This window comes from Bradyrhizobium amphicarpaeae, from assembly GCF_002266435.3.
Taxonomy (GTDB): Bacteria; Pseudomonadota; Alphaproteobacteria; order Rhizobiales; family Xanthobacteraceae; genus Bradyrhizobium; species Bradyrhizobium amphicarpaeae.
This window is the reverse complement of sequence record NZ_CP029426.2, coordinates 992142-1016154: the sequence shown is the minus strand read 5'-3', so window position 1 is coordinate 1016154 and position 24013 is coordinate 992142. Positions and strand designations below refer to the sequence as shown.

The window sequence follows — 24013 nt, the reverse complement described above, 5'->3', positions numbered from 1 at the left end:
ACTTCCTTACCGGTTCAGCGGTCGCAAGTAACGTCGGTATCGGCGCAATTCTGCACAAGACGCGACGAAAGAGACCGGCCACGAATATGTATTCGCGCAAGGCCCTTGAAAGCGAGCCGACGCGGACCTAGCGAACATATCCGTCCATGCCGGCGGCCGCGGACGTCTTCATTCGATGACGTCATCGGCGATCGCCAGCAACGAGGGCGAAATGACGAGATCAAGCGCCTTTGCCGTTTTCAGGTTGACCGTAAGCTCGAACTTGGTGGGGTTCTGCACTGGCAGGTCGGCTGGCCGCGCCCCCTTCAGGATGCGATCGATATAGTCCGCGGCGCGGCGGAGCTGCTCGGCGCTGTCGGTGCTGTAGGACATCAGCCCGCCCGCCTCGACGAAGGTGCGGCTCCAGAACACCGCCGGCACGCGCGCCTGCGCGATCGCCGCCAGAAGCTCTACGCGATTGGCCATGGTGAAGAAGTCCGGCAGGATCAAAAAGCCGCCGTCCCTCCGCGAAGCCAGCACGGCGATGGAGGCCGTGTCATGCACCGGCGCGGGCTCGACCGTCACATGGAGCGTCCGCGCGGCGTCCTCGATGGTGCGCAGCATCAGGGGCGCGAACGGCGCAGTGGCGGGATTGTAGACGACGACGACGCGGGACAATCTTGGCGTGACCTGCGTCAGCATCTCCAGCCATTTGCCGGCCAGCGGCCCGTCGTAATCGGTGAAGCCGGTGACGTTGCCGCCGGGATGCGCGAGATTGTCGACAAAGCCCTGGCTGACGGGATCGGTGACGACGGCGAACACGATCGGGATCGTCGCGCTGCGCCGGCGCAGCTCCTCGACCGAGGGCGTGCCGAGCGCGAGCAGGATGTCGGGCTTGAGCGCGATCAACTCGTCGGCGAGCCGCGCGATGCGGGCGCGGTCGCCGCCACCGCTGCGCCAGTCAATCTCGAGTTTGTCGCGCTTTTTCCAGCCGAGGCCGGCGAGCGCCTCCGCCAGGCGGGCCTGGCCGATCACTTCGTCGGAGGCAATGACCGAGAGCACGCCGAGCCGGCGCACCTCGCTCGGCTGCTGCGCCAGGACCGGGACCGGCAGCGCTGCGATCGTCCCAAGAAGCGCCAGACACTCACGGCGGTTCATGGGGCGCCCATCAGAGCCAGCCCTCCATCAGATCCAGCCCTGAAGCTCGCGCAGCACGAGGGTACGGATCACGTCCATGCCGGGGTCGCTGTCGTTGAGGCAGGGGATCGCGGAAAACTCCTCACCGCCATTGTGCGTGAAGATCTCGGCATTCTCCTGCGCGATCTCCTCCAGCGTCTCCAGGCAGTCGGCGGAAAAGCCCGGCGTCACCACCGCAAGGCGACGCACGCCCTCCTTCGCGAGCCGCTCCATGGTCTTGTCGGTGTAGGGCTGGAGCCACTCGTCGAATCCGAAGCGGGACTGGAAGGTCAGCAGCAATTTCGTCTCGTCCATGCCGAGCCGGCGGCGCAGGGCCGCCGTGGTGGCGATGCAGTGGCTCTGATAGGGATCGCCCTTTTCGACATAGGATTTCGGCATGCCGTGGAAGGACGCGACGATCAGCTCCGGTGCGAAGGAAAGCGTCGAAAGATGCGTTTCAATCGAGATCGCGAGCGCGTCGATATAGGCCTCGTCCTCGTAATAAGGCGGGGTGACACGGAGCGTTGGCTGGTTCCGCAGGCTGGCAAGCACGCGGAAGACCTCGTCGCAAACCGTCGCCGAGGTCGAGGCCGAATATTGCGGATACAGGGGAACGGTGAGGATGCGTTCGCAGCCCTTGGCGATCAATCCGTCGATGCCGGCTTTGATCGACGGATTGCCGTAGCGCATCGCCCAATCGACCACGACATGCGCATGGCTCGACAGCGCCGCGGCGAGCTTGTCGCCCTGCGAGCGCGTGATGGTCTTGAGCGGGGATTCGTTCTTTTCGGTGTTCCATATCTTCAGATAGTCGCGCGCCTTGGCCCGCGGCCGGGTGTTCAGGATGATCCCATTGAGCACCAGCTTCCAGATCAGCCCTTGGTCCTCGATCACCCGGGCGTCCGAGAGGAACTCCTTGAGATAGACCCGCACGCCCTGGGCATTGGCCGTATCGGGCGTGCCGAGATTGACCAACAGCACGCCGACGCGCGGCAAGGCGGATTGGGCGGCCGGTCTCGCGGCCTCGATGGGAACGACACTGGTCATGGTTCTGTGGGTCGCGCGTTGGTCCGAACTTGTCAAGATGAGGCCGGTTTCGCTAGGGTCGCACCCAGGCGGGGGAGGAAAGATGACACTCGCGGAATGGTGCGTCTTTGGAGCGCTGCTGCTCTATCTGTCTACGATCGCCGCGATCAAATGGATCAATTTTCGGCGCTTCGACAATGCCCGGCCGCGCGACCCCGCCTTCTACGAGGACGCACTCTCGCAGCGCGCGCTCGGCGCGCACCAGAACGGCATCGAGACCTTCCCGTTCTTCGCCTTCGCGGTACTTCTCGCCGAATACCGGGACTCGCCGCAGCGGCTGATCGACGAGCTCGCGGCACTTTTCCTCATCGTGCGCCTCGCCTATGTGCTGACCTATCTCGGCAACCGCCCGACGCTACGCTCGATCCTCTGGAGCATCGGCTTTGCGATCAATTTCGGGATATTCTTCATGCCGGCCTTGAAGCGGTTCTTGCCGGTCTGAGCCCCGCGTCCCGGACGCGGGGCAGCGCGCTTGCGCTGCTCCGCAGAGCCGGGACCCAGAAAGCTACAGGCCACCGTACGGAGAGATGGACCCCGGCTCTGCAGCGCATCGACGAAGGGACGCTGCGCTGCGTCCGGGGCACGAATGTTCCTAGAAACACGTCGTCCGTTCGGCCGCGATGTAGCCCAGCAAGAGGCCCGTGCCGAACAGCAGCACGACGCCTGCAGCCGCGAATTCGATGCCGCGCATGAACAATGCACCGCCGCCGTCGCGGCCGGCGCTGAGGCGGGTGGCGATGTCCTTGGCGGAGACGGCGACGACCGCGATGGCCGCGACCGTGATCGCGGTGCCGAGCCCCATCAGCAACGTCGCGGCGATGCCGGCCCAGAACAGGCCCTGCGCCAGCGCGAACACCAGCACCAGGATCGCGCCAGAGCAGGGACGGATGCCGACGGTGAGGATCGCGGCGAAGCCGCGCCGCCAGCCGCCGGGGCCGGCGAGCTCGCTCGGCGTGGGGCCATGGGAATGGCCGCAATGTTCGTCATGGACGTGGTCATGCCCGTGATGGGCTTGGGCGTGCGCATGATCATGATCGTGCCGGTGATGATCATGTCCGTGATGGTGATGATCGTGGGCATCGTGATGATGGTGATGACCGTGACCATGATCGTGCGGCACGCCGGCAAGCGCCGGCACCGGCTGGGCGGCCTGCAGCGCCCTGATGAACGTGCGGCCCTTGACCCACACCAGCCGCAGGCCGAACAGCGCAATCAGGCCATAGCTCGCGATCTCGATCGCGCCTTCCGCCTTGCACATGGTCTTGGCGGTCGCATTCAGCACCCAGGCCGAAATACCGACGATCAGGATCGCCACCAGCGACTGCATCAGCGCCGAAGCGAACGACAGCGCGATGCCGCGCCGCGCGGTCTCGCGGTTGGCGACGAGGTAGGAAGCGATCACCGCCTTGCCGTGGCCAGGGCCGGCGGCGTGGAAGATGCCGTAGGCAAAGGAGATGAAGAGCAGCGTCCACACCGCCGAGCCGTCGGACTTGGCGGCGCGGATGGTCGACGACATCTGGCGATAGAATTCCGACTGTTTTGCCAGCAGCCAGCCGATGATCCCGCTGGCCTCGGGCTGGGCCGCCTGCGGCGGCTTCGGCGCGCCGAACGGATTCTGCGCGAGGACATCGTGAAGCGCGGCATCGGCCACCACCAGCACGGCGGCAAGTGCGGCGCATGCAACAAGCCCGCGGGCAAGCGGGGAGAGCTTTGGCTTCAAGGGCAATCCACCGTGATCTTGTTGGCGAACATCATGCCGAAATTGCTGTTTTCGCCGTTCAGGAACGTCTGCTCATTGAGCTTCTGGGCCGTGGCCGAGCCGTCGCTGGGCCGATCGAGCTTCATCTGGCAGCCGGCGGGCGCGCCGACCAGCTTGACCGGATTGTCCTTGGCCATCTGGAAGTCGATGAAGTAGGAGCGGTCGAACACTTCGAGCACCAGCTGCTTGGGCTTGACCGGGTTCTTCAGCGGCAGCGTGAAGTGCAGGGTCAGCACCGTGTCCTTGTAGTCGAGGAAGTAGTCGACCGGCTCGTTAAATCGCTCCTTCTTGCCGTCGGCTCGCGCGAAGGTGAAGTAGGCGTATTCCTTGAGCGACTCGACATTGGTCTGCGCCAGCGCCCCAAGCTCCTCGCGCGTATACGCGCCCTTGGTCTTGCTCTCGAGCCCCTGCACCGCATAGGCCGAGAACATGTCGTCGAACTTCCAGGCGTGACGGACGCCGGTGATCGAGCCGTCGGCGGCGTAGAGCAGCTCGCTGGTCGCGGTGATCCAGACATGCGGATGCGCGTGCGCCGTGCCCGCCGCAAGTAGCAGGCCGGCGGCGAGCAGCCATCCAAACAGGGCGCGCATGCCCATCACGCCGCCTTGGCGTCGTCGAGCAGGCCGCGGCGGCGAAGCAGCGCGTCGGGTTCCGGAGGACGACCGCGGAAAGCCTCATAGGCGGCTTCCGGATCGAGCGATCCGCCGCTCGAATAGATGTCGTCATGCAGGCGCTTGGCCACAGTGGGATCGAAGATATTACCGGCCTCCTCGAACGCGCCGAAGGCGTCGGCGTCCATGACCTCCGACCACATGTAGCTGTAATAGCCGGCGGCATAATGATCGCCGGTGAAGATGTGCCCGAACTGGGTCGGACGGTGACGCAGCGCGATCTCCTCGGGCATGCCGATCTTCTCAAGCTCGCGTCTCTCGAAGGCGCGGACATCCTGCGCGGCGGCGGCCGGCTGGGTGTGGAATTCGAGGTCGATCAGCGCCGAGGAGACGAATTCGACCGTGGCAAAGCCCTGGTTGAATTTTCGCGCCGCCAGGAACCGTTGCAACAGCTCGTCCGGCAACGGCTCGCCGGTCTGGTAGTGACGGGCAAACTTCTGCAGCACCTCGGGCCGCTCCTGCCAATGCTCGTAGAGCTGCGAGGGCAGCTCGACGAAATCGGTGAACACGGAGGTCCCCGACAGCGACGGATAGGTCACGTTGGAGAGCATGCCGTGTAGGCCATGGCCGAACTCGTGGAACAGGGTGCGGGCATCGTCGGGCGACAGCAGCGAAGGCTCGCCGCCAGCGCCCTTGGCGAAATTGCAGATGTTGAGAACCAGCGGCGCGACCTCGCCGTCGAGCTTCTGCTGGTCGCGCAGCGAGGTCATCCAGGCGCCGGAGCGCTTCGACGGCCGGGCGAAGTAGTCGCCGTAGAACAGCGCCTTGTGCTTGCCGTCCGGCCCCTTCATCTCCCAGACCCGGACGTCGGGATGCCAGACCGGAACGTCCTTGCGCTCATCGAAAGTGACGCCGAACAGGCGCGTGGCGCAGTCGAAGGCGGCCGCGATCATGTTGTCGAGCGAAAGATACGGCTTGATCGCGGAATCGTCGAAATTGGCGCGCTGAAGGCGCAGCTTTTCGGCGTAGAAGCGCCAGTCCCACGGGGCAAGCTTGAAGTTGCCGCCCTCTTCCGTGATCAGAGCCTGCATATCGTCGCGGTCGGCAAGCGCCCGCGCTCGCGCCGGCTTCCAAACCCGCTCCAAGAGGCTCCGCACCGCGTCCGGCGTCTTGGCCATGGAATCCTCCAGCCGGTAAGCGGCGAAGGTCGGATAGCCGAGGAGCTTGGCGCTCTCTTCGCGCAGCTTCAGGACCTCAACGATGGTTCCATTGTTGTCGTTGGGATTGCCGTTGTCGCCTCGCGCGGTGAAAGCCTTGTAGACCTTCTCGCGCAGATCACGCCGGGCGGAGCTCTTCAGGAACTGTTCGACCGAGGAGCGCGACAGCGTGACGATGGCCTTGCCTGCCATGCCGCGCTCTTCTGCCGCAGCCTTGGCGCTGGCGACGAAGCTCTCCTGCAGGCCCTGGCGGTCGGCCTCCCCGAGCTCCATGACCCAGTCCTGCTCGTCGCCGAGCAGATGATGGCTGAAACTGGTGCCGAGCTGGGCGAGCCGCTCGTTGATCTCCGCCATCCGCGTCTTGGCCTCGTCGGAGAGGCCGGCGCCGGCGCGGTGGAAACGGGTATAGGTGCGCTCGAGCAGGCGAAGCTGCTCTGAAGAAAGATCCAGATTGGCGCGGTTCTCGTGCAGCTGGGCGATGCGACCGAACAGCACGGCGTTCATCATGATCGGATTCCAGTGCCTTGCCATCCGCAGCGAGACCTCCTTGTCGATCTCCAGGATGGCCGGGTTGGAATGCGCCGACACGAGGTCGTAGAACACGGACGCCACCTTGCTCAGCAGCTTGCCCGAGCGCTCCAGCGCCGTGACGGTGTTGGCGAAGTCGGGCGCACCCGGATCGTTGGTGATCGCCGCGATCTCGGCGGAATGGTCGGCGAAGGCCTGCTCGAAGGCCGGCAGGAAGTGCTCCGGCTCGATCTCGTCGAAGGGCGGGGTCGCGAACGGCGTCATCCAGGCCTTCAGCAGCGGGTTGGTCTCGGAGTCCGTAATTTGGCGGGGTTCTGACATCACAAGTCCCAATTTCATGGCTCAATTGTTGCGGCCAGCTATAGCACGCGATGGGGCTTTTTTGGGCCATTTGCCCTTGCCCCCGGCCGCCTTTTCGAGGAGATTGCGGCCCTCGACAGACCCCGGACCCCTGAGCTCATGAACGCGCCTTCCTCCTCGTCCCGTCAGATCGCCTGGCCAAGCGTCATCACCGTCATCAGCGCCGCCATCCTGATCGGCGCCGAGGTGTTTGGCGCGGCGTTCGCCGGCGGCTGGGCGCTCGCAATCCTGTTCGGGCTCGGCGATCAGGGCACGCACATCCTGCAGGCCGTGCTGTTCGCGCTCGGCGTGCTCGTGATGACCGCGTTCATCCGCGCAGCTCAGCGCATCGAGCCCTTCACGAAGCGCGGCTGACGCTGCGCGCGCGAATGACGCGCGCTACTCGGCTCAAAAACTTAACGCCCGTTCATCTTCCGCGTCGCTCACGCAACACTGCGCAAGCAGATGTTAGGCAATTCTGTTCTCAGCCTAAAAAAATTCTTGCGAAGCAGAGTCAAAACGCTTATGTGCGCTCTTGCCCAATTTCGCACGTGCCTGTGGTCGTGTGTCAGTCGGTAGGTATCCGGACAAGAGGCCGGACAGCCGCCAAGGGGTGAAGAAGCCGAGGGGCTCTTCGGAAGTGCAGAAGTCGGAAGCCGCAAGGCGTGACGACGACGGCAAACCCGGAGCGTCCAGCATCTCTCTCAAAGAGATGCCTTGTCGAAGGTGACTTCGCTCTTTGCAACCGTGACTGGCAGCCGGAGGCGAACCGGCGCACCCCGCTCTCAACGGGGGACGCGACTTAAAGCAACGACGGATCGGGCTTTTTTGGTCTCTACCGGCATTCCAACGCCGGCGCGGGCTACTGAAAAGGCTTGTCCTTCATTGCCAGGTGTGCGGGCGGGAAATTCCCAACCAATCCACGGCAGCACAGTCTGATTTGAGTCTTTGGCTCGTCGCGCCTCCATCGCGCGATCTGGCCGGGGCGCTTATCCGACGACATTTTTTGAACGGATCCCCGTCGCTGGGCCGTTTGGGAGAGTGCTATGACCGAACGTATTCAGGAATTCCTGCGCAACCGCCGCAGCGAGGGCCAGGACACCGAGCCTTGCCTCGTGGTCGACCTCGAAGTCGTGCGCGACAATTACCAGACCTTTGCCAAGGCGCTGCCCGACAGCCGTGTGTTCTATGCCGTCAAGGCGAACCCGGCGCCGGAAGTGCTGTCGCTGCTCGCGTCCATGGGCTCCTGCTTCGACACCGCGACGGTCGCCGAGATCGAGATGGCGCTGGCCGCGGGTGCGACGCCCGACCGCATCTCCTTCGGCAACACGATCAAGAAGGAGCGCGACATCGCGCGCGCCTTCGCGCTCGGCATTCGCCTGTTCGCTGTCGATTGCACCGCCGAAATCGAGAAGATCGCCCGTGCCGCTCCCGGCGCGAAGGTGTTCTGCCGTATCCTCTATGACTGCGCCGGCGCCGAGTGGCCGCTGTCGCGCAAGTTCGGCTGCGACCCGGAGATGGCCGTCGAGGTGCTCGACGCTGCCAAGCGCCTGGGCCTGGAACCGTGCGGCATCTCGTTCCATGTCGGCTCGCAGCAGCGCAAGGTGAAGGCGTGGGACCGGGCGCTGGCGATGGCCTCGCAGGTGTTCCGTGACTGCGCCGAGCGCGGCATCAACCTGACCATGGTCAACATGGGCGGCGGCTTCCCGACCAAGTACCTGAAGGACGTGCCCCCGGTCGTGACTTACGGCCGCTCGATCTTCCGCGCGCTGCGCAAGCACTTCGGCAACCAGATTCCGGAGACCATCATCGAGCCGGGCCGCGGCATGGTGGGCAACGCCGGCATCATCGAATCCGAGGTCGTGCTCATCTCGAAGAAGAGCGACGAGGACGAGGTGCGCTGGGTGTATCTCGACATCGGCAAGTTCGGCGGTCTCGCCGAGACGATGGACGAGTCGATCCGCTACGCCATCCGCACCCGTCACGACGGCGCGGACATGACGCCGTGCGTGCTCGCAGGCCCGACCTGTGACAGCGCCGACGTGCTGTACGAGAAGAGCCCGTATCCGCTCCCCGTCACGCTCGAGATCGGCGACAAGGTGCTGATCGAAGGCACCGGGGCCTATACGTCGACCTACTCGGCGGTGGCGTTCAACGGCATCCCGCCGCTGAGGACGTACCACATCTGATTTGCCACATCCGATCCGCCTCTCTCTCCGAGGCCTGACGAACCCGGGAGCCGGCTTGCCGGCTCCTTCCCTGACATTGCCATTCTGATGACGCTTGAGCTCGCGTGCCGCTGGCGCACGTGGGTTCAAGCGGGGACTGACGCGCCATGACTGCTCCTCGGAAGCCACAGTTCGCCCTCACATCGAAAGCCGCTCCGTTCGTGATCCGCGCGGAACGTGCTGCCGACGTCGCTGTGCGTGAAACGCTGCTCGATGCCTGCTTTGGCGAGAACCGCCACGGCCGCACCTGCCAGCGCCTGCGCGACGGACGCGCGCCTGCCGCGGGGCTTGCCCTGTCGGCGGTGCGCGAGGGCAACCTCGTGGGAACCGTGCGGCTGTGGCACGTCAGCGCCGGAGGCAGGCCCGCTTTGGTCCTCGGACCACTGGCGGTGGATCCTGCCTGCCGCGAGCTCGGGATCGGCGCCGCGCTGATGCAACAAGCGCTGGCCGCCGCCCGGGCGCGCGGGCATGACGCCGTGATCCTGCTCGGCGACGCCCCCTATTATGCCCGCTTCGGCTTCTCGGGCCAGAAGACCGGCGCGCTGTCGCTGCCCGGTCCGTTCGAACGCGATCGCCTGCTCGCGATCGAATTCACCGGCGGTGCGCTCGACGGCGCCGAGGGGATGATCGTCCCGACCGGCGCGCCGCTTTCCAAACGGAGGTCGGTTCGTCCGCTCCAGGCGCACGCGGCCTGAGGGATTGCCATGATGGCGACGACCGAAGCCGCGTAACGCGGCAACGCCGGGCTGCGCCCCACTGACGCCCGTCTTTTCGGGGTTGCGTGAGCCCCGGAAACGCCCTTTAAACCCGCCAAACACCGCTTTCACTCGAGGCCCAAATCGATGTCCCGCCGCCTGATCTCCACCGGCTCCCCCTTCGAGAAGACCGCCGGCTACAGCCGCGCCGTGATCGACGGCGATTTCGCCTTCGTCGCGGGAACCACGGGCTATGACTACACCACGATGACGATGCCGGCCGACGTCACGAGCCAGTCACGCAACTGCTTCAAGACCATCGCGGCTGCCCTGAAGGAGGGCGGATTCGAGATGGCCGACATCGTGCGCGTGACCTACTATCTCACCGACATCAAGGACGCAGACTCGCATTTCGCCGTCTGCGGCGAGGTCCTCGGCGACATCCGCCCGGCAGCAACGCTTCTCGTCGTCTCGGCGCTCTACAAGCCCGAGATGAAGGTCGAGATCGAAGCCACCGCCAAGCGCCGCACCTGATTCACCCCTGCCCCTTTGCCCGCCAGCACGTTCCGGAGAAACCATCCCATGAGCCCCGCCTCGCAGATCTACGCGAAGATCACCGGTCCCATCGTCATGGTCGGCTTCGGCTCCATCGGCAAAGGCACGCTGCCGCTGATCGAGCGGCACCTCGACTACGACAAGTCGCGCGTTACCGTGATCGATCCCAAGGACGAGGGCCGCAAGGCGCATTGTGAGAAGCAGAAAGTGCGCTTCATCCAGAAGGCCGTGACAAAAGACAATTATCGCGAGTTGCTGACGCCGCTGCTCACCGAAGGCGGCGGCCAGGGCTTTTGCGTGAATCTCTCTGTCGACACCGGCTCCACCGACATCATGGAGCTCTGCAACGAGCTCGGCGCGCTCTATATCGACACCGTCAACGAGCCCTGGCTCGGCTTCTATTTCGATGCCTCCAAGGGCCCCGAAGCGCGTTCCAACTACGCGCTTCGGGAGGCGACGCTGGCCGCCAAGAGGGCGCGCCCGGCGGGCTCGACGACGGCCGTCTCCTGCTGCGGCGCCAATCCCGGCATGGTCTCCTTCTTCGTCAAGCAGGCGCTGCTCAATGTCGCCGCCGATCTCAAGCTCAACGCCCCCAAGCCGAAGACCAAGGCCGAGTGGGCGGATCTGATGCGGCAGGCCGGCATCAAGGGCATCCACATCGCTGAACGCGACACCCAGCGCTCCAAGACGCCGAAAGAGCCTGATGTGTTCGTCAACACCTGGTCGGTGGAAGGTTTCCTGTCGGAAGGCGTGCAGCCGTCCGAGCTCGGCTGGGGCACCCATGAGAAGTGGATGCCGGAGAATGCGCGGACCCACGAGTCCGGCTGCGGCGCTGCCATCTATCTGATGCAGCCCGGCGCCAACACGCGCGTGCGCACCTGGTGCCCGACCCGCGGCGCGCAATACGGCTTCCTCGTCACCCACAACGAATCGATCTCGATCGCCGACTACTTCACGGTGCGCGACGCCTCGGGCAAGGCGGTCTACCGGCCGACCTGCCACTATGCCTACCATCCGGCCGACGATGCGGTGCTGTCGCTGCACGAGATGTTCGGCCGCGCCGCCAAGATGCAGGAGAAGCACCACATCCTCGACGAGAACGAGATCGTGGACGGCATCGACGAGCTCGGCGTGCTGCTGTTCGGCCACGACAACAACGCCTATTGGTACGGCTCGCAGCTCTCCATCGAAGAGACCCGCAAGCTCGCGCCCTATCAGAACGCCACCGGCCTGCAAGTGACCTCCGCCGTGCTCGGCGGCATGGTCTGGGCGCTGGAGAACCCGAACGAAGGCATCGTCGAAGCCGACGAGATGGATTTCGACCGCCTGCTGGAAATCCAGCTGCCATATCTGGGCCCAGTCAAGGGCTTCTACACCGACTGGACGCCGCTGACGGATCGCCCGGGCCTGTTCCCGGAAGACATCGACACGTCTGATCCGTGGCAGTTCAGGAACATCCTGGTGCGGTGAGGAGGGCCTCCCTCCGTGGTCATTCCGGGGAGCGCCACTTGGCGCGAGCCCGGAATGACGGCGGAAAGCTACTTCTTCTCGATCGGCGGCGCGATCTTCTCGGCCGGAGCCGGGGGCAGTGCCGGCTTGGCGGCACCCTGCGTCTGCGGATCGGGGCGCGCCGGCTCTGGCGCCGGTGTGGTCGGCCGATCGCCGCCGGGCTTGGCTTCGGCGGGCTTGTTCTGATCGTCGGACGGCGTACCCTGGAGCGGCGGCGTCGCCTGCGCCAGTTGCACGCGACCCTCAGCACGGATTTGCGCGATCGATACCCCTGATATCACGATGCCGGCCGCAAGCATCGAGCAGGCGATCATGAAGTCGAGTTTCAGTCTGCGCTTGTCATTGCCGATCATGTCGATCACCGCCTTTGTCCGCGATATCAACGAAGTCGCCGGGCCGCGGTTCCGTAGCCGCTCGAGTGGGAACCGCCCGTTCGCGCGCCAAAACGCCACGCTCAGTCCGAAGTGCTGACCTCCCAAGTGGCGTGGCGTACGCCCGGCAGGTGCTGGAGAGCGGTCGCAACCGCGTTCAGCTCGTTCGGATCGACAGCCGTCGCGACCAGCTTGGCCACGATCTCCAGATTGTCTTCGCCGATCTCGACCACCTCGATATCGGCCACAGGATATTTCGCAGCCTCCAGCTTTTCGACGAGACGATCACGCATATCGGGGAGCGCGTCGGTGGCGACGGCGAGCTTGAAGTAATAGGTTGCCTCGGAGGCCTTCTCGTTCAGCGGGATGCGGTTGATGGCGTTGACCAGCGGGCGCAGCATGGTGTTGCCGGCGATGACGAACACGGTGAGCGCGGCCGCCTGCGCGATCATGTCGGCACCGGCACAGGAGCCGACCGCGGCCGAGGCCCACAGCGTCGCTGCGGTGTTGAGCCCGCGCACGTCCATGCCTTGCTTCATGATCACGCCGGCGCCGAGGAAGCCGATGCCCGAGACGACATAGGCGATCACCCGCACCGCACCGTCGGCGCCGTCCAGCTGCATGGCGAGATCGACGAAGGCGGCCGCGCCGACCGCGACCAGCACATTGGTGCGCAGGCCCGCGGTGCGCTGGCGATATTGCCGCTCGGCGCCGATCAGCGTGCCCAGCACGAAGGCCGTAAACAGGCTGATCAACGTGTCGAAGAAGTCGGCAAGCTGGAAGGTCGTCAGAAACCGCATGTGTTTCGCGCCGCCATTGGAGAGATGCGGTAGGGTGGGCAAAGGCGCGCTCTTGCGCGACGTGCCCACCCCTTTTGCGTCGTGGAGAAAGATCGTGGGCACGGCGCGTTGCGCCTTTGCCCACCCTACGGCTGGACCAATGACAATTTAAAGCTCCAGCATTCCGCCGTCCCCGTTTTCATCCGCAAACGCCAGCAGCTTGCCCTTGGCATTCCAGGCAAGCGCGGCGACCGGCGGGGTGCCGTTGCGGCGGACCAGGATTTCCGCGCCGTCCTCCAGCCGCACCATCAGCACGGTGCCGTCGCTGTAGCCGGCGGCGAGGATGTCGTTCTTGGGATGGCAGGCGACGGCCGACACGCGCGCCTGCAGCGGCGCCAGCATCGCGGGCTCCTTGCCCATCGGCCCGTCCTTGCTGCCGAACGGCCAGATGATGACGGTGTCGGCGCCGGAGGTCGCCAGCCCCTTGCCGCCGGCGCTCCAGGACATCGAGCGGACGCGGCCGGGATAGCCGGTCATGCGCATATGCCTGTTGTCGGCAAGCCGCCAGCCGTGCAGCGCCGCCTCGTGCATCGTCGTGACCAGGAATTTGTTGTCCGGACTGAAGGTGACGCCGAGATGCGAGCCGGCCCAGGGCAGGAATTCGGCCGAGCCCTCCATGTTCGGAAACCACAGCGTCGCGCCGTTGTAATGGGCGATCGCGAGCCGCAGGCCCTTCGGCGCGAACGCAAGCCCGCCGACGGTCGAGGGCACCTCGAGCGACTTCTCCTCGGACTTGCCGCTCTTGACGGTCGCGACCTTGCCGGCCGACCAGGCGTAGGCGCCGTCGGGATGCAGCGCCACCGCGTCGATCCAGCGCCGCTTCGGGTCGGTGGCGAGCAGCGTCACCTCGCCCTTGGCGTCGAGCGCGACGACCTTGCCGTCGTCGCCGCCCATCACGAGGCGCTTGCCGTCGCAGGCGGTGGAGAGAATACCGCCGCTATGCACGGCGACGGTGGTGATCTCGCCCTTGTCATCGACGAACGCGACGTTCTCCTCGCCGCCGACGAAGGCAGCGCGATCCCTGAGGAAATGCACCGAGGTCACGCCCATGCCGAGCGTGACAGGTTTGACGCGATCGGTGACGGAGACGATCGAGGCGGAATCGGGGGCCGGCGTAAACTCTTTCATCACGAGACGATGCAGCTCTCGAAACCCTCGCGGATGGCCTTTTCCGGCAATTCGCGGCCGATGAAGACGAGGCGGCTCTCGCGCTTCTCGCCCTCCTTCCACTTCCGCTGGTGGTCACCCTCCAACATCATGTGAACGCCCTGGAAGACGTAGCGGTCGTCGTCGTCGTGGAAAGCGAGGATGCCCTTGGAGCGCAGGATCTTGCCGCCCTCGACCTGCACCAGGTTCTGCAGCCAGGGCATGAACACGTTGGGATCGAGCGGCTTGTCGGTCTTGAGCGACAGCGACTGCATGTCCTCGTCGTGATAGTGCTTCAGGCCGTGGCCATGATCATGATGATGGTCGTGGCCGTGGTGGTGGTGATCATGATCGTGGTCATGATCGTCGGCATTCAGAAAGTCCGGCTCGACTTCGAGGATGCGGTCGAGATCGAACGCGCCGCGGTCGAGCACGTCGGCCAGGGCCACCGAGCAGCGCTCGGTGCGATGCAGCTTGGCATAGGGGTTAATGGCGCGGATGCGGGCTTCGACCTCGGCAAGCTCGCCCTTGCTGACGAGATCGGTCTTGTTCAGCACGATGACGTCGGCGAAGGCGATCTGGTTCTTGGCCTCGGGCGCGTCCTTGAGCCGGTCGGACAGCCATTTGGCGTCGGCGACCGTGACCACGGCGTCGAGCCGCGCATTCTTCTGCACGTCCTCGTCGACGAAGAAGGTCTGGGCGACCGGCGCCGGATCGGCAAGGCCGGTGGTCTCGACGATGATGGCGTCGAACTTGCCCTTGCGCTTCATCAGGCCGTCCATGATGCGGACGAGATCGCCGCGCACGGTGCAGCAGATGCAGCCGTTGTTCATCTCGAACACTTCCTCATCGGCGCCGATGATGAGGTCGTTGTCGATGCCGATCTCGCCGAATTCGTTGACGATGACGGCGTATTTCTTGCCGTGGTTCTCCGACAGGATGCGGTTCAACAGCGTGGTCTTGCCGGCGCCGAGATAGCCGGTCAGGACGGTCACGGGAATTTTCTGGGACGCTTCAGACATAACAACTCCGACATCGGGCTTTTTCGCGCGACGCGAGGCGGGGTGGCCCCCTGCCCTAGTGGTCAAGCGCGCTGGTCAGGGCCTTTATATTGTGCCTGACCATATCAATGTAAGTGGGTGCGAGCCCCTTTTCGCCGGTCAAACCGTCCGAAATCAGGGTCCCCCCGACTTTTGAGCCGGTCTCCGCCGCAATCCGCCGGATCAGCCGGTCATCGCTGATATTTTCCAGGAAGACGGCCGGTATTTTCTGGGCCTTGATCTGGCCGATGATGGCCGCGATGTCCCGCGCGCTCGGCTCGGTTTCGGTGGAGACGCCCAGGGGGGCGATGAACCGGATACCGTATTCGGCGGCGAAATAGCCGAAGGCGTCATGGGTCGAGATCACCTTGCGCCGGTCCGGCGGGATTTTCGCGACGGCCTCGCGGACCTCGCGGTCAAGCGTTTCGAGCTTTTCCAGATAGGCTTTTGCCTGGGTCCGGAAGAATTCCGCATCATCCGGGGCGGCCACGGCCAGCGCATTGGCGATATCGGTCGCGTAGACCTTGGCGTTGGGGACGGACTGCCAGGCGTGGGGATCGGCAGCCGAGCCGAGTTTCAGCGGCACGATACCGGCGCTCGCGGTGACGATTGTTGCCTTGCTGCCGGAGGATTGCACGAGGCGCGGCAGCCAGCCTTCGAGGCCGAGCCCGTTGATGACGACAAGCTTTGCATCAGCGATCCGCTTCGCGTCGCTCGGCGCCGGCGTGTAGACGTGGACGTCGCTGTCGGGGCCGACCAGCGTCGTGACGTTGACGCGGTCGCCGCCGATGGTGCGGACGAAATCGCCGAGAATCGAGAAGCTCGCGACGACGTTGAGCCTCTCGGCGGCATGAAGCGGCGAAGCGATCAGCAAGAGCACGCACAACAGGAGACGCTGCATCGTCAGGCTTCCAGATGCCGGCCGGGAAACATCTGGCGGACCAGACCACCGACACTGCCGAACAGGACCGAGACGATGTAGAGCACGGTCGCCACCAGGATGATCGCCGGGCCCGACGGCACGCGGGTCTGGAACGACAGCACGAGGCCGGCATAGCCCGAGATCGCGGCTGCGACCACCGCGATGCAGATCATGACGGTGAGATCGCGAGACCAGAACCGCGCGATACCAGCCGGCAGGATCATCAGGCCGACCGCAAGCAGCGTGCCGAGCGCCTGAAAGCCGTTGACGAGGTTGACCACAACCAGCGCAAGGAAGGCGAGATGCGCGGGACCGCCGGCGCGGCTGACAGTGCGCAAAAACAAGGGATCGACGCTCTCGATCACCAGCGGGCGGTAGATCACGGCGAGCACCAGCAGCGTCACCGTGGCGTTGAAGGCCACCACCAGCAGCGTCTGGTCGTCCATCGCGAGGATGTTGCCGAACAAGACGTGGAGCAGGTCGATATTGGTGCCCTTGATCGAGACGATGGTGACGCCGAGCGCCAGCGAGGCCAGATAGAAGGTCGCGAGCGAGGCGTCCTCCTTCAGCCCGGTCGAGCGCGCGACCACGCCGGCGAGGATGGCGACGGCAAAGCCGGCGATCAGGCCGCCCGCGGTCATCGCGAACAGATTGAGACCGGAGAGCAGGAAGCCGACAGCGGCGCCCGGCAGGATCGCATGCGCCATGGCATCGCCAACGAGGCTCATCCGCCGCAGCATCAGGAAGACGCCGATCGGCGCGCCGGCCAGCGACAGCGCGATCACGGCGGCCAGCGCGCGCCGCATGAACTCGAATTCAGTGAACGGGCCGATCAGCGCGTCATAGAGCATCGGTGATCATGCCGCCCGCGAGCTGATATCGTCGCCGGCGCAGGCTGCGGCGCTGTCGTCGAACGCCTCGCACATCCGCATCGCCACCAGCAGGTTTTCCGGCGTCAGCACCTCCGCCGTCGGCCCCCACGCGACGGGGCCGCGCGCCAGCACCAGCGTCTCGCTGAAATGGTTGCGCACCATCTCCATGTCGTGCAGCGCGGCCAGCACGGTACGGCCCTCGCGGTGCCAGCGCTCGACCAGCGCGAGCAGGTCGGTCGTGGTCTTGCTGTCGATGGCGTTGAAGGGCTCGTCGAGCACGATGAGCGAGGCGTCCTGGAGCAGCACGCGCGCGAACAGCACGCGCTGCATCTGGCCGCCGGAGAGCGTACCGATCGGACGGTTCTCGAAACCGTTGAGGCCAACGGCGCCGATCGCACCCAGGATCTTGCCGCGCGCGGCCTTGCCGATCCCGCCGAACAGGCCGGTCCCGCGCCACAGCCCGGTGCCGACGAAATCGAACACCGAGATCGGAAAGCTGCGGTCGATCTCCGCGCTCTGCGGCAGATAGGCGATATCGCGGCTATCGAGCCCGCCGAGATGGATGCTGCCGTCGAGCGGCCGGAGGATGCCGACGATGCCGCGCAGCAGGGTCGACTTGCCGGCGCCATTCGGGCCGATCACGGCCACCAGCGCGCCCCGCGCGACCTCGCCGTTGAGATGGTGGACGGCCGGGTGCCGGTCATAGCCGAGCGTGACATTGTCGAAGTGCACGGCCGCCATGGTCACCTCATCGCTAGGAAGACCACGCCCCAGAGCACGGCACAGACGGCCAGTGCGGCCAGAAGGCGTGCAGCCATGGTCATGCGCAGGATCGACCAGTGCGCCGCCTGGGCGGGATGCGGGGAGGCAGCGTCGTGGACATGCGCGTGGCTATGGTCGTGCCCGTGTGCATGCCCGGGGCCGTGGGAGTGGCCGTCGGCATGGTCGTGATGATGGGCGTGAGACGCGGCGGGAACCATACCAGAGACGTTATATTATAACATTACCTCTGTCCACGCCGTGCTCAGGGCTTGCCGATCACCATCGCGATGGCGGCTGCCACGAACGGAAATGGCACCGAGACCGCGCAGCGGAACCAGACGAAACGGGCCGGCATGAACGGGATTTCCCACAGGATCACCCGCTGGAAGGCAAACAGGGCCCAGGCGACGACATAAGCGACGACCTGCGGCACCCCGCCACCCGACTTCAGGGCCACCGTGCCGATGGAGAAGCCGATCACCGGGCCGCCGGGCGTGGCCGCGCCGGCGATCACGGCGGTTGCGACACCCAGCCAGCCACTGTCCGGGCCGAGCCAGCCGGTGATCACCTCCTGCGGGATGATGGCGGCGATGTAGCCGGAGCCGATCACCCCCAACGCGATCCGCGGCACGATGTTGATGAAGTCCATCGAACCTTCGCGCAGCGAGGCCTTGAACACCGGCGGACCGCGGCGAAAGGCGATCAGGCCGACGCCGAACACCGAGCCCCACAACAGGATGTCGATGAAAAGCGCGGCGCTCAAGTCTCGTAGTCCTTCGGCCCGGGATGCGGATAGAGCCGGACATAGACGAAGCGGCCGAGGGCCCCCGCGAGGATCGGCAGCGGCAGCGAGATCAGAATCCGCCACAGCGTGAAATCGGTGCCCATGATCGGGATTTCCCAGGCCACCGCCCGGCCATAGCCGATCAGGGTCCAGCTCACGACCATGGCAATGGTGGCGCCGAAATCGGCGCCAACCGCGAGCAGCGCGCTCGCCACCGGATAGGCGGTGAAGGGGCCGCCCGGCAGGATCGCGCCGAAGGCGGTGCCGATCAGAAGGCCCGTCAGCCCGGACTTCGGCCCGAGTGAGCGCGAGACCTTTTCGTGCGGGAGGATCTCCGAGATGAAAGCGCCAAGCAGGCAGCCGGCGAGCACGCGCGGCAGGATGCCTGAGAACAGCGAGAGGTCGTGGGTCAGAATGTCGAGGACGCCGTCGGTGCCGTCGCGCCGCCAGACCAGCGCCGCGCTCACCGCCACCAGCGCGGCAATGATGATCGTCGACCAGCCGATCGGCTTACGCACCCGCCCCGGCCGCGGCTCGGACTCCGCGTCCTCGACAGGCGCCGGGTTCTTCGGTGAAGGTTCTGACAAATGGTGTGGAGAGGCTCGAGGGTGACGCCGTCCTGATTAAGGGCGGTGTTCCCCCGATGCAAACGGTGTGATGACAGACCTATGCGCGCAACACGCAGGGCATTCCGCACAGCAAAAAGGCGGCCGCGCGAGCGACCGCCCTTGTTTCGTCATTCCGGGGCGGCGCGTCAGCACCGAGCCCCGGAATGACATCATCAGGCCTTCTCGAACAGCGACTCGACGTATTCCCAGTTCACGAGGTTCTCGACGAACGCCTTGAGATAATCCGGGCGGCGGTTGCGGTAGTCGATGTAGTAGGAGTGCTCCCAGACGTCGCAGCCGAGGATCGGGGTGGCGCCGTGCACCAGCGGATTCTCGCCGTTCGGGGTCTTGGAGATCTCGAGCTTGCCGTTCTTGACCTGGAGCCAGCACCAGCCGGAGCCGAACTGGCCGACGCCGGCCGCCTGGAAGTCGGTCTTGAACTTCTCGAAGCCGCCGAGGTCTTCGTTGATCTTCTTCTCGATCTTGCCCGGCAGCTTGGTGCCGCCGCCATTGGGCTTCATCCAGCTCCAGAAGTGGATGTGGTTGTAGTGCTGGCCGGCATTGTTGAACACCGCGGGGTTCTTGCCGAACGAGCCCTTGACGATCTCTTCAAGGGGCTTGCCTTCCCATTCGGTGCCCTTGAGCGCGTTGTTGCCGTTGGTGACGTAGGCCTGATGATGCTTGTCGTGGTGGAATTCCAGCGTCTCCTTCGACATGAACTGGCCGAGGGCGTCATAGGCGTAAGGGAGGGGGGGCAGCGTGAAGGTCATGGGATGTTGTCCGCGACTGATGGGGAACTGGATTAACGGGGACTCTTATAGAAGGTTCCCCGGCCGTTAAATACCTCAGAATTGCTAAAACGCGCGACGCGGCGGCTTGGCCGGATTGCACAACTTCGCCGCACCGAGGGACGTCAGACCCGCTCGGCGGCCGCAAAATCTCATTGCCTTTGAAGCGGTTATGACAGAACGAATGGACCGCACAGCCGCGTTGCGAGAGACAGAGCCATGAGCATCGAGATCGACATTTTGAACGGCGACGCCTCGTGGAAAATCGCGGAGCCGCTGCATCAGGCGGTCTGGGGGCCGGAACAGGTCGCAGACAAGCCCTGGGCTCACGTCAAATGGGCCAATGCCGATCTGCGCGTACTGATCGAGACGCCCGAGGACGGCCTCGTCTGTCATGTCGGCATCTATTTCCGCACGGTCATCTGGAATGGGCAGAAGGTCCATATCGGAGGCATCGGCGGGGTCTGCACCCGCGAGGACCGGCGCGGCCGCGGCTATGCGACCGTGGCGATCGACGCGGCGGTTCATACCATGCGCGCCAACGAGGCCGTCCGCTTCGCGCTGCTGTTCTGCGAACCGCACAATTTCTCGTTCTACGAGACCCGCAGCTGGCTGCCCTTCAAGGGCGAGGTCTATTGCGAGCAGCCGGAGGGGCGGATCCGTTTCACCGACATGGCGCCCTACGTCTTCAACATTGTCCGCGCGCCGACGCTGGGCACCATCGACCTCTGCGGCCTGCCCTGGTGAGCCCTGCACGGTAAGGGGTGGTGGAGATATCGCGCACCCATTAGTATGTCGGTCATCATCCAATATTCCGCCCGGTGACAGATGACGATCGACGCCCCCCTAGACGCCGTTCCGCCGCTTGCGCCGGTCGCCTCCCCGATCGCCAGCCTGCTGACCGCGCCGATCCTGCCGACGCTGCTTCGGCTCGCGATCCCCAACATGATCGCGATGGTCGGCAGCACGCTGGTTGCGATTGCCGAGACCTCCTATATCGGCCGGCTCGGCACCATTCCGCTCGCCGCGATCGCGCTGGTGTTTCCGTTCGCGATGCTGACGCAGATGATGAGCGCGGGCGCGATGGGCGGCGGCGTTTCGTCCGCGATCAGCCGCGCGCTCGGCGCCGGGGATCGCGACCGCGCCGCGACGCTGGCGCTGCATGCCGCCATCATCGGCCTCTGCGGCGGGCTGTTCTTCACGGTGATGATGCTCGTCTTCGGCCGCTCGTTCTTCACCCTGCTCGGCGGCCGCGATCGCGTGCTCGAGGAAGCCAGCGGCTATTCGCAGGTGCTGTTCTCCGGCGCGGTCGCGATCTGGCTCGTCAATACGCTCGCCTCGGTGATCCGCGGCACCGGCGACATGCGCCTGCCCTCGATGACTCTGATCGGGGCGAGCGTGCTGCAGATCGCGCTCGGCGGCACGTTGGGGCTCGGCCTGTTCGGCGTGAAGGCCTTCGGCATGCCGGGCGTCGCCAGCGGCCAGTTGATTGCGTTCACCTGCGCCGCGATCTTCTTCCTGTGGTATCTCGCGTCCGGCCGCAGCCGGCTGCCGCTGAATCTTCGCGCGTTTCATTTCGAGCGCGCGATGTTCCTGGACATCCTCAAGGTTGGTGCGGTGGCATGCCTGTCGCCGCTCCAGACCGTGCTCACCATTTTGATCTTCACCAAGATCCTGGCGACGTTCGGCACCGAGATGCTGGCCGGCTACGGCATCGGCTCGCGGCTGGAATTTCTGCTGATCCCGATCACCTTTGCCTTCGGCATCGCCTCGGTGCCGATGGTCGGCATGGCGATGGGCGCCGGACAGGTGAAGCGCGCCCGGCGTGTGGCCTGGACCGCCGCTGCAGCTTCCGGATTGGCGGTCGGCCTCATCGGGCTCGCTGTGGCGCTCGCTCCATCGCTGTGGGTCGCACTGTTCACGCGGGATGCCGGCGTCACCGCCGCCGCGCACAGCTATTTCCACTGGGCCGGCCCGACCTTCGTGTTCTTCGGCATCGGCGTGTCGCTCTACTTCTCCTCGCAAGGCGCCGCGCGCGTCGGCGGCCCCGTGCTCGCTTCCACCGCGCGGCTCCTGATCGTCGCCATCGGCGGCGTAGGCCTGATGACGGCGCAGGCGCCGGCCTGGACCTTGTTCGCGCTGGTCGGCGGCGCCATGGCGGTGTTCGGCCTGTCGACTGCGGCCTCGGTCACCTTCGCCCGCTGGGACAAATGATCGCAGGTCATGAACGCAGGCAAGTGAACGCAAGAATGTGATTCTTGCCGGCGTTGCAGTATCCCGCCGGGCTGCTATTGAGGCGCTCCATTTTCGGGGCCTCTTCCATGACTTCCAGATTCGCCGCTCTCATCGTCCTTCTCGCCGCGCTGCTCGGGGCGCCGGCCGCGTATGCGCAGAGCGCCGACGGGACATGGCTCACCCAGGCAGGCGATGCGCGCGTCAAGATCGGCAAGTGTGGCGGCGGCATTTGCGGCCACGTCGTCTGGCTGCGCGAGCCCTACGACACCGCGACCGGCCAGCCCGCCACCGACAGCAAGAATCCCAATCGCGAACTCGCCCGGCGCCCGATGATCGGCTTGCCGCTGTTCAGCGGCATGCAGCCGTCCGGTCCTAGCAAATGGTCCGGCCAGATTTACAATGCCGACGACGGCAGCACCTATGCCAGCAACGTCACCGTGACCGGAGCGGATTCGCTGCGGGTCGAAGGCTGCGTCGGCGCACTCTGCGGCGGCGAGACCTGGACGCGGGCGGGGCGGTAACAGGTCTCGTGTCCCGGACGCGCTGCGGCGCTTGCGCTGCTGCGCAGAGCCGGGACCCAAACTGCGATGGGCCCCGGCTCTGCAGCGCACCGTTTCACGCTGCGCTGCGTCCGGGGCACGAACGTGGTTGTCACGCCATCATCGCCTTCAACGCCGTCGCCGCCGAGGCGTAGCCGCCTCGTGCTCCGTCGATGAAATGGACATGATCGCTGCGCAGCGCCGACGGCGTGAAGCAGGTCATCATGGCGGCGTCCTGCTGATGGAGACCGTAGCGCACGATGCCCTCGCGCGCAGCCGCCGCCAGACGATCGCTCAGCGCGCGTTCGAGCTGCGGCGTGCAGTCGAGGATCATGCGAAGGCCGTCGTCATATTTCCTGAAGTCCGAGTTCTCGACCACCTGGCGCTTGTAGGCCTTCGGCACGAAGCCGCCGACGTTGAGGTCGAAGCGCATGACCAGATAGATGAACAAGGTGTAGGCCAGCACGGTGGCACGTCGCGCAAGCAGCGGACCACCGCGCCTGGTGCGGGCCTCGTATTCCAGCCCCTGCGGCGGCCATTTCAGCGGCGGCCCTTGCGCCGGCACCGGACGCGCACCGTCCGGGCTGCGTTCGACGAGGTGGATGATGTCCTCGATCACCTTGCGGAAGGCGTGCGGATCGGCGCTGCGCCCCGGCATCACCAGCACCGACAGGATCAGCCCACGCGAGGCCGGTATCACCTCGAAGCGGCAGGACAGGCCCGAAAGATCGGGCTGCGTGCCCGCCGGAGCTTCCGGCACGGCAAACTCGCCGCGCTTCATCGCGGCGTCGGCGAAGGCGAGCCCGCCGCCCGAGAACATCGCATAGGACAGGTTCGCCGACGGACCGAAGCGCGCAACGCGCACGTCGAGGCCCTGCGCGCGGATGGCGGTGACCGGCACCAGCGCGACGCGCATCGTCAGATCGAGATCTTCCCGCACCCAGGTCGCGGTTGCCGCCAGCGCCGCCCGGGCGGGTTCGAGATCGCCCGGCGCAACCGCAAAGCTGGCACCGTCGCCGCCGAACGCGAAGGGGAATTCGCGTCCTTCCAATGCGTTCGTCACCGCCGCAATCACGGCGGCGCCGGCCATGTTCACCGCCTTGTAGCGCTGCGCCGCGATCGCCTTGGTGGAATCGACGATGTCGGCAACGCCGATGCTCCAATCGTCCGGGAGCGGCGCATAGAGCGCCGGGTCCATCAGGCTGGTAAAGCCCCGGAAGACCGGAATGCCGGAATAGAAGGATTCGCCTGAGGTCATCGGGGATGCCGGATGGTTGGAATGCGAAACAAATACGGTGCGAGATCGATCCGGGTTCGCCGGCCGGCGGCCCCTTGCAATCATTGGCCGAAACGGGTCAGGACAACAACAAGATACGGCACCAACAGGAATGAGGCCGCGTTGCAATGCCGCAGCGTGTCATTGAT

Annotated in this window: 26 protein-coding genes; 9 read left to right on the top strand and 17 right to left on the bottom strand. The window is 65.5% G+C overall.

Annotated elements, in window-relative coordinates; genetic code table 11:
* Positions 1-168 precede the first annotated feature (168 nt).
* Entirely contained in the window at positions 169-1137 is a 969-nt protein-coding gene (locus CIT40_RS04975) for an ABC transporter substrate-binding protein (RefSeq protein WP_094895996.1), read from the bottom strand.
* A gap of 27 nt (positions 1138-1164) precedes the next feature.
* Positions 1165-2202 carry a ferrochelatase gene (gene hemH, locus CIT40_RS04970; RefSeq protein WP_094895995.1) on the bottom strand — a complete coding sequence of 346 codons (1038 nt, stop codon included), beginning with the start codon at positions 2200-2202 and terminating at the stop codon, positions 1165-1167.
* A gap of 82 nt (positions 2203-2284) precedes the next feature.
* Between hemH and CIT40_RS04965 the strand changes: the two genes are divergently transcribed.
* Positions 2285-2683 carry an MAPEG family protein gene (locus tag CIT40_RS04965; RefSeq protein WP_094895994.1) on the top strand — a complete coding sequence of 133 codons (399 nt, stop codon included), beginning with the start codon at positions 2285-2287 and terminating at the stop codon, positions 2681-2683.
* Positions 2684-2833: 150 nt separating this feature from the next.
* On the opposite strand, the gene CIT40_RS04960 is transcribed toward CIT40_RS04965, so the two are convergent.
* Genes CIT40_RS04960 through CIT40_RS04950 form a run of 3 tightly spaced genes read right to left on the bottom strand, consistent with a single transcriptional unit; the run spans position 2834 to position 6677 of the window.
* Complete coding sequence (locus CIT40_RS04960; protein WP_193550906.1) at positions 2834-3961, bottom strand: nickel/cobalt transporter; 1128 nt, start codon at positions 3959-3961, stop codon at positions 2834-2836.
* A complete protein-coding gene (locus CIT40_RS04955; protein WP_094895992.1) occupies positions 3958-4596 on the bottom strand; it encodes a DUF1007 family protein in 639 nt (212 codons plus the stop codon). The genes CIT40_RS04960 and CIT40_RS04955 overlap by 4 nt, the downstream gene beginning before the upstream one ends.
* Positions 4596-6677, bottom strand: coding sequence for a M3 family metallopeptidase (locus CIT40_RS04950; protein ID WP_094895991.1), 2082 nt, complete (start codon positions 6675-6677; stop codon positions 4596-4598). The genes CIT40_RS04955 and CIT40_RS04950 overlap by 1 nt, the downstream gene beginning before the upstream one ends.
* A 138-nt stretch (positions 6678-6815) precedes the next feature.
* Between CIT40_RS04950 and CIT40_RS04945 the strand changes: the two genes are divergently transcribed.
* The 5 genes from CIT40_RS04945 to CIT40_RS04925 all read left to right on the top strand — a co-directional run bounded on the left by CIT40_RS04945 (position 6816) and on the right by CIT40_RS04925 (position 11643).
* Positions 6816-7070 (top strand): hypothetical protein, encoded by a 255-nt coding sequence (locus CIT40_RS04945; protein WP_094895990.1) that lies wholly within the window; start codon positions 6816-6818, stop codon positions 7068-7070.
* Between the two features lie 671 nt (positions 7071-7741).
* Positions 7742-8884, top strand: a complete 1143-nt coding sequence (locus tag CIT40_RS04940; RefSeq protein WP_094895989.1) for a type III PLP-dependent enzyme — start codon at positions 7742-7744, stop codon at positions 8882-8884.
* Positions 8885-9030: 146 nt separating this feature from the next.
* Positions 9031-9618: a GNAT family N-acetyltransferase gene (locus tag CIT40_RS04935; protein WP_094895988.1), complete on the top strand. Its 588-nt coding sequence runs from the start codon at positions 9031-9033 to the stop codon at positions 9616-9618.
* A 147-nt stretch (positions 9619-9765) separates the two neighbouring features.
* Entirely contained in the window at positions 9766-10152 is a 387-nt protein-coding gene (locus CIT40_RS04930) for a RidA family protein (protein WP_094895987.1), read from the top strand.
* Positions 10153-10200: 48 nt separating this feature from the next.
* The gene (locus CIT40_RS04925; RefSeq protein WP_094895986.1) at positions 10201-11643 is read left to right on the top strand and encodes a homospermidine synthase; all 1443 of its coding nucleotides are present in this window, start codon (positions 10201-10203) and stop codon (positions 11641-11643) included.
* Positions 11644-11711: 68 nt separating this feature from the next.
* On the opposite strand, the gene CIT40_RS04920 is transcribed toward CIT40_RS04925, so the two are convergent.
* The 11 genes from CIT40_RS04920 to CIT40_RS04870 form a co-directional block, all read right to left on the bottom strand.
* Entirely contained in the window at positions 11712-12035 is a 324-nt protein-coding gene (locus tag CIT40_RS04920; protein ID WP_162307821.1) for a hypothetical protein, read from the bottom strand.
* A gap of 101 nt (positions 12036-12136) precedes the next feature.
* A complete protein-coding gene (locus tag CIT40_RS04915) occupies positions 12137-12853 on the bottom strand; it encodes an MgtC/SapB family protein (RefSeq protein WP_094895984.1) in 717 nt (238 codons plus the stop codon).
* Positions 12854-13000: 147 nt separating this feature from the next.
* Positions 13001-14020 (bottom strand): WD40 repeat domain-containing protein, encoded by a 1020-nt coding sequence (locus CIT40_RS04910; RefSeq protein ID WP_162307820.1) that lies wholly within the window; start codon positions 14018-14020, stop codon positions 13001-13003.
* Positions 14020-15060 (bottom strand): CobW family GTP-binding protein, encoded by a 1041-nt coding sequence (locus CIT40_RS04905; protein WP_094895982.1) that lies wholly within the window; start codon positions 15058-15060, stop codon positions 14020-14022. Before CIT40_RS04905 ends, CIT40_RS04910 begins: the two co-directional genes overlap by 1 nt.
* 55 nt (positions 15061-15115) lie before the next feature.
* Entirely contained in the window at positions 15116-15979 is an 864-nt protein-coding gene (locus tag CIT40_RS04900) for a metal ABC transporter solute-binding protein, Zn/Mn family (RefSeq protein ID WP_094895981.1), read from the bottom strand.
* 2 nt (positions 15980-15981) lie between these two features.
* Complete coding sequence (locus CIT40_RS04895; RefSeq protein ID WP_094895980.1) at positions 15982-16851, bottom strand: metal ABC transporter permease; 870 nt, start codon at positions 16849-16851, stop codon at positions 15982-15984.
* 6 nt (positions 16852-16857) lie between these two features.
* Positions 16858-17613, bottom strand: coding sequence for a metal ABC transporter ATP-binding protein (locus CIT40_RS04890; protein ID WP_162307354.1), 756 nt, complete (start codon positions 17611-17613; stop codon positions 16858-16860).
* Between the two features lie 2 nt (positions 17614-17615).
* Entirely contained in the window at positions 17616-17852 is a 237-nt protein-coding gene (locus tag CIT40_RS04885; protein WP_094895978.1) for a hypothetical protein, read from the bottom strand.
* Positions 17853-17896: 44 nt separating this feature from the next.
* Complete coding sequence (locus tag CIT40_RS04880) at positions 17897-18397, bottom strand: hypothetical protein (protein WP_094895977.1); 501 nt, start codon at positions 18395-18397, stop codon at positions 17897-17899.
* Positions 18394-19005 carry a permease gene (locus CIT40_RS04875; RefSeq protein ID WP_094895976.1) on the bottom strand — a complete coding sequence of 204 codons (612 nt, stop codon included), beginning with the start codon at positions 19003-19005 and terminating at the stop codon, positions 18394-18396. Before CIT40_RS04875 ends, CIT40_RS04880 begins: the two co-directional genes overlap by 4 nt.
* A 194-nt stretch (positions 19006-19199) precedes the next feature.
* The gene (locus tag CIT40_RS04870; RefSeq protein WP_094895975.1) at positions 19200-19796 is read right to left on the bottom strand and encodes a superoxide dismutase; all 597 of its coding nucleotides are present in this window, start codon (positions 19794-19796) and stop codon (positions 19200-19202) included.
* 237 nt (positions 19797-20033) lie between these two features.
* On the opposite strand from CIT40_RS04870, the gene CIT40_RS04865 reads away from it, so the two are divergent.
* From CIT40_RS04865 to CIT40_RS04855, 3 genes are all read left to right on the top strand, one after another.
* Positions 20034-20561: a GNAT family N-acetyltransferase gene (locus CIT40_RS04865; RefSeq protein WP_094895974.1), complete on the top strand. Its 528-nt coding sequence runs from the start codon at positions 20034-20036 to the stop codon at positions 20559-20561.
* 81 nt (positions 20562-20642) lie between these two features.
* Complete coding sequence (locus tag CIT40_RS04860) at positions 20643-22028, top strand: MATE family efflux transporter (protein ID WP_094895973.1); 1386 nt, start codon at positions 20643-20645, stop codon at positions 22026-22028.
* Between the two features lie 107 nt (positions 22029-22135).
* Positions 22136-22570, top strand: coding sequence for a DUF2147 domain-containing protein (locus tag CIT40_RS04855; RefSeq protein WP_094895972.1), 435 nt, complete (start codon positions 22136-22138; stop codon positions 22568-22570).
* Between the two features lie 130 nt (positions 22571-22700).
* Here CIT40_RS04855 and CIT40_RS04850 read toward each other — a convergent pair whose 3' ends face one another.
* Positions 22701-23846, bottom strand: coding sequence for a DUF3095 domain-containing protein (locus CIT40_RS04850; protein WP_094895971.1), 1146 nt, complete (start codon positions 23844-23846; stop codon positions 22701-22703).
* Positions 23847-24013 lie beyond the last annotated feature (167 nt).

Bases quoted from the DNA above. Each gene is read 5' to 3' on its own strand.
- CIT40_RS04950 (WP_094895991.1), bottom strand. From the start codon at position 6,677: ATGTCAGAACCCCGCCAAATTACGGACTCCGAGACCAACCCGCTGCTG.
- CIT40_RS04900 (WP_094895981.1), bottom strand. From the start codon at position 15,979: ATGCAGCGTCTCCTGTTGTGCGTGCTCTTGCTGATCGCTTCGCCGCTT.
- CIT40_RS04925 (WP_094895986.1), top strand. From the start codon at position 10,201: ATGAGCCCCGCCTCGCAGATCTACGCGAAGATCACCGGTCCCATCGTC.
- CIT40_RS04865 (WP_094895974.1), top strand. From the start codon at position 20,034: ATGAGCATCGAGATCGACATTTTGAACGGCGACGCCTCGTGGAAAATC.
- CIT40_RS04935 (WP_094895988.1), top strand. From the start codon at position 9,031: ATGACTGCTCCTCGGAAGCCACAGTTCGCCCTCACATCGAAAGCCGCT.
- CIT40_RS04890 (WP_162307354.1), bottom strand. From the start codon at position 17,613: ATGGCGGCCGTGCACTTCGACAATGTCACGCTCGGCTATGACCGGCAC.
- CIT40_RS04930 (WP_094895987.1), top strand. From the start codon at position 9,766: ATGTCCCGCCGCCTGATCTCCACCGGCTCCCCCTTCGAGAAGACCGCC.
- CIT40_RS04940 (WP_094895989.1), top strand. From the start codon at position 7,742: ATGACCGAACGTATTCAGGAATTCCTGCGCAACCGCCGCAGCGAGGGC.
- CIT40_RS04855 (WP_094895972.1), top strand. From the start codon at position 22,136: ATGACTTCCAGATTCGCCGCTCTCATCGTCCTTCTCGCCGCGCTGCTC.
- CIT40_RS04895 (WP_094895980.1), bottom strand. From the start codon at position 16,851: ATGCTCTATGACGCGCTGATCGGCCCGTTCACTGAATTCGAGTTCATG.
- CIT40_RS04945 (WP_094895990.1), top strand. From the start codon at position 6,816: ATGAACGCGCCTTCCTCCTCGTCCCGTCAGATCGCCTGGCCAAGCGTC.
- CIT40_RS04965 (WP_094895994.1), top strand. From the start codon at position 2,285: ATGACACTCGCGGAATGGTGCGTCTTTGGAGCGCTGCTGCTCTATCTG.
- CIT40_RS04860 (WP_094895973.1), top strand. From the start codon at position 20,643: ATGACGATCGACGCCCCCCTAGACGCCGTTCCGCCGCTTGCGCCGGTC.
- CIT40_RS04850 (WP_094895971.1), bottom strand. From the start codon at position 23,846: ATGACCTCAGGCGAATCCTTCTATTCCGGCATTCCGGTCTTCCGGGGC.
- CIT40_RS04885 (WP_094895978.1), bottom strand. From the start codon at position 17,852: ATGGTTCCCGCCGCGTCTCACGCCCATCATCACGACCATGCCGACGGC.
- hemH (WP_094895995.1), bottom strand. From the start codon at position 2,202: ATGACCAGTGTCGTTCCCATCGAGGCCGCGAGACCGGCCGCCCAATCC.
- CIT40_RS04905 (WP_094895982.1), bottom strand. From the start codon at position 15,060: ATGTCTGAAGCGTCCCAGAAAATTCCCGTGACCGTCCTGACCGGCTAT.
- CIT40_RS04910 (WP_162307820.1), bottom strand. From the start codon at position 14,020: ATGAAAGAGTTTACGCCGGCCCCCGATTCCGCCTCGATCGTCTCCGTC.
- CIT40_RS04915 (WP_094895984.1), bottom strand. From the start codon at position 12,853: ATGCGGTTTCTGACGACCTTCCAGCTTGCCGACTTCTTCGACACGTTG.
- CIT40_RS04955 (WP_094895992.1), bottom strand. From the start codon at position 4,596: ATGGGCATGCGCGCCCTGTTTGGATGGCTGCTCGCCGCCGGCCTGCTA.
- CIT40_RS04975 (WP_094895996.1), bottom strand. From the start codon at position 1,137: ATGAACCGCCGTGAGTGTCTGGCGCTTCTTGGGACGATCGCAGCGCTG.
- CIT40_RS04920 (WP_162307821.1), bottom strand. From the start codon at position 12,035: ATGATCGGCAATGACAAGCGCAGACTGAAACTCGACTTCATGATCGCC.
- CIT40_RS04870 (WP_094895975.1), bottom strand. From the start codon at position 19,796: ATGACCTTCACGCTGCCCCCCCTCCCTTACGCCTATGACGCCCTCGGC.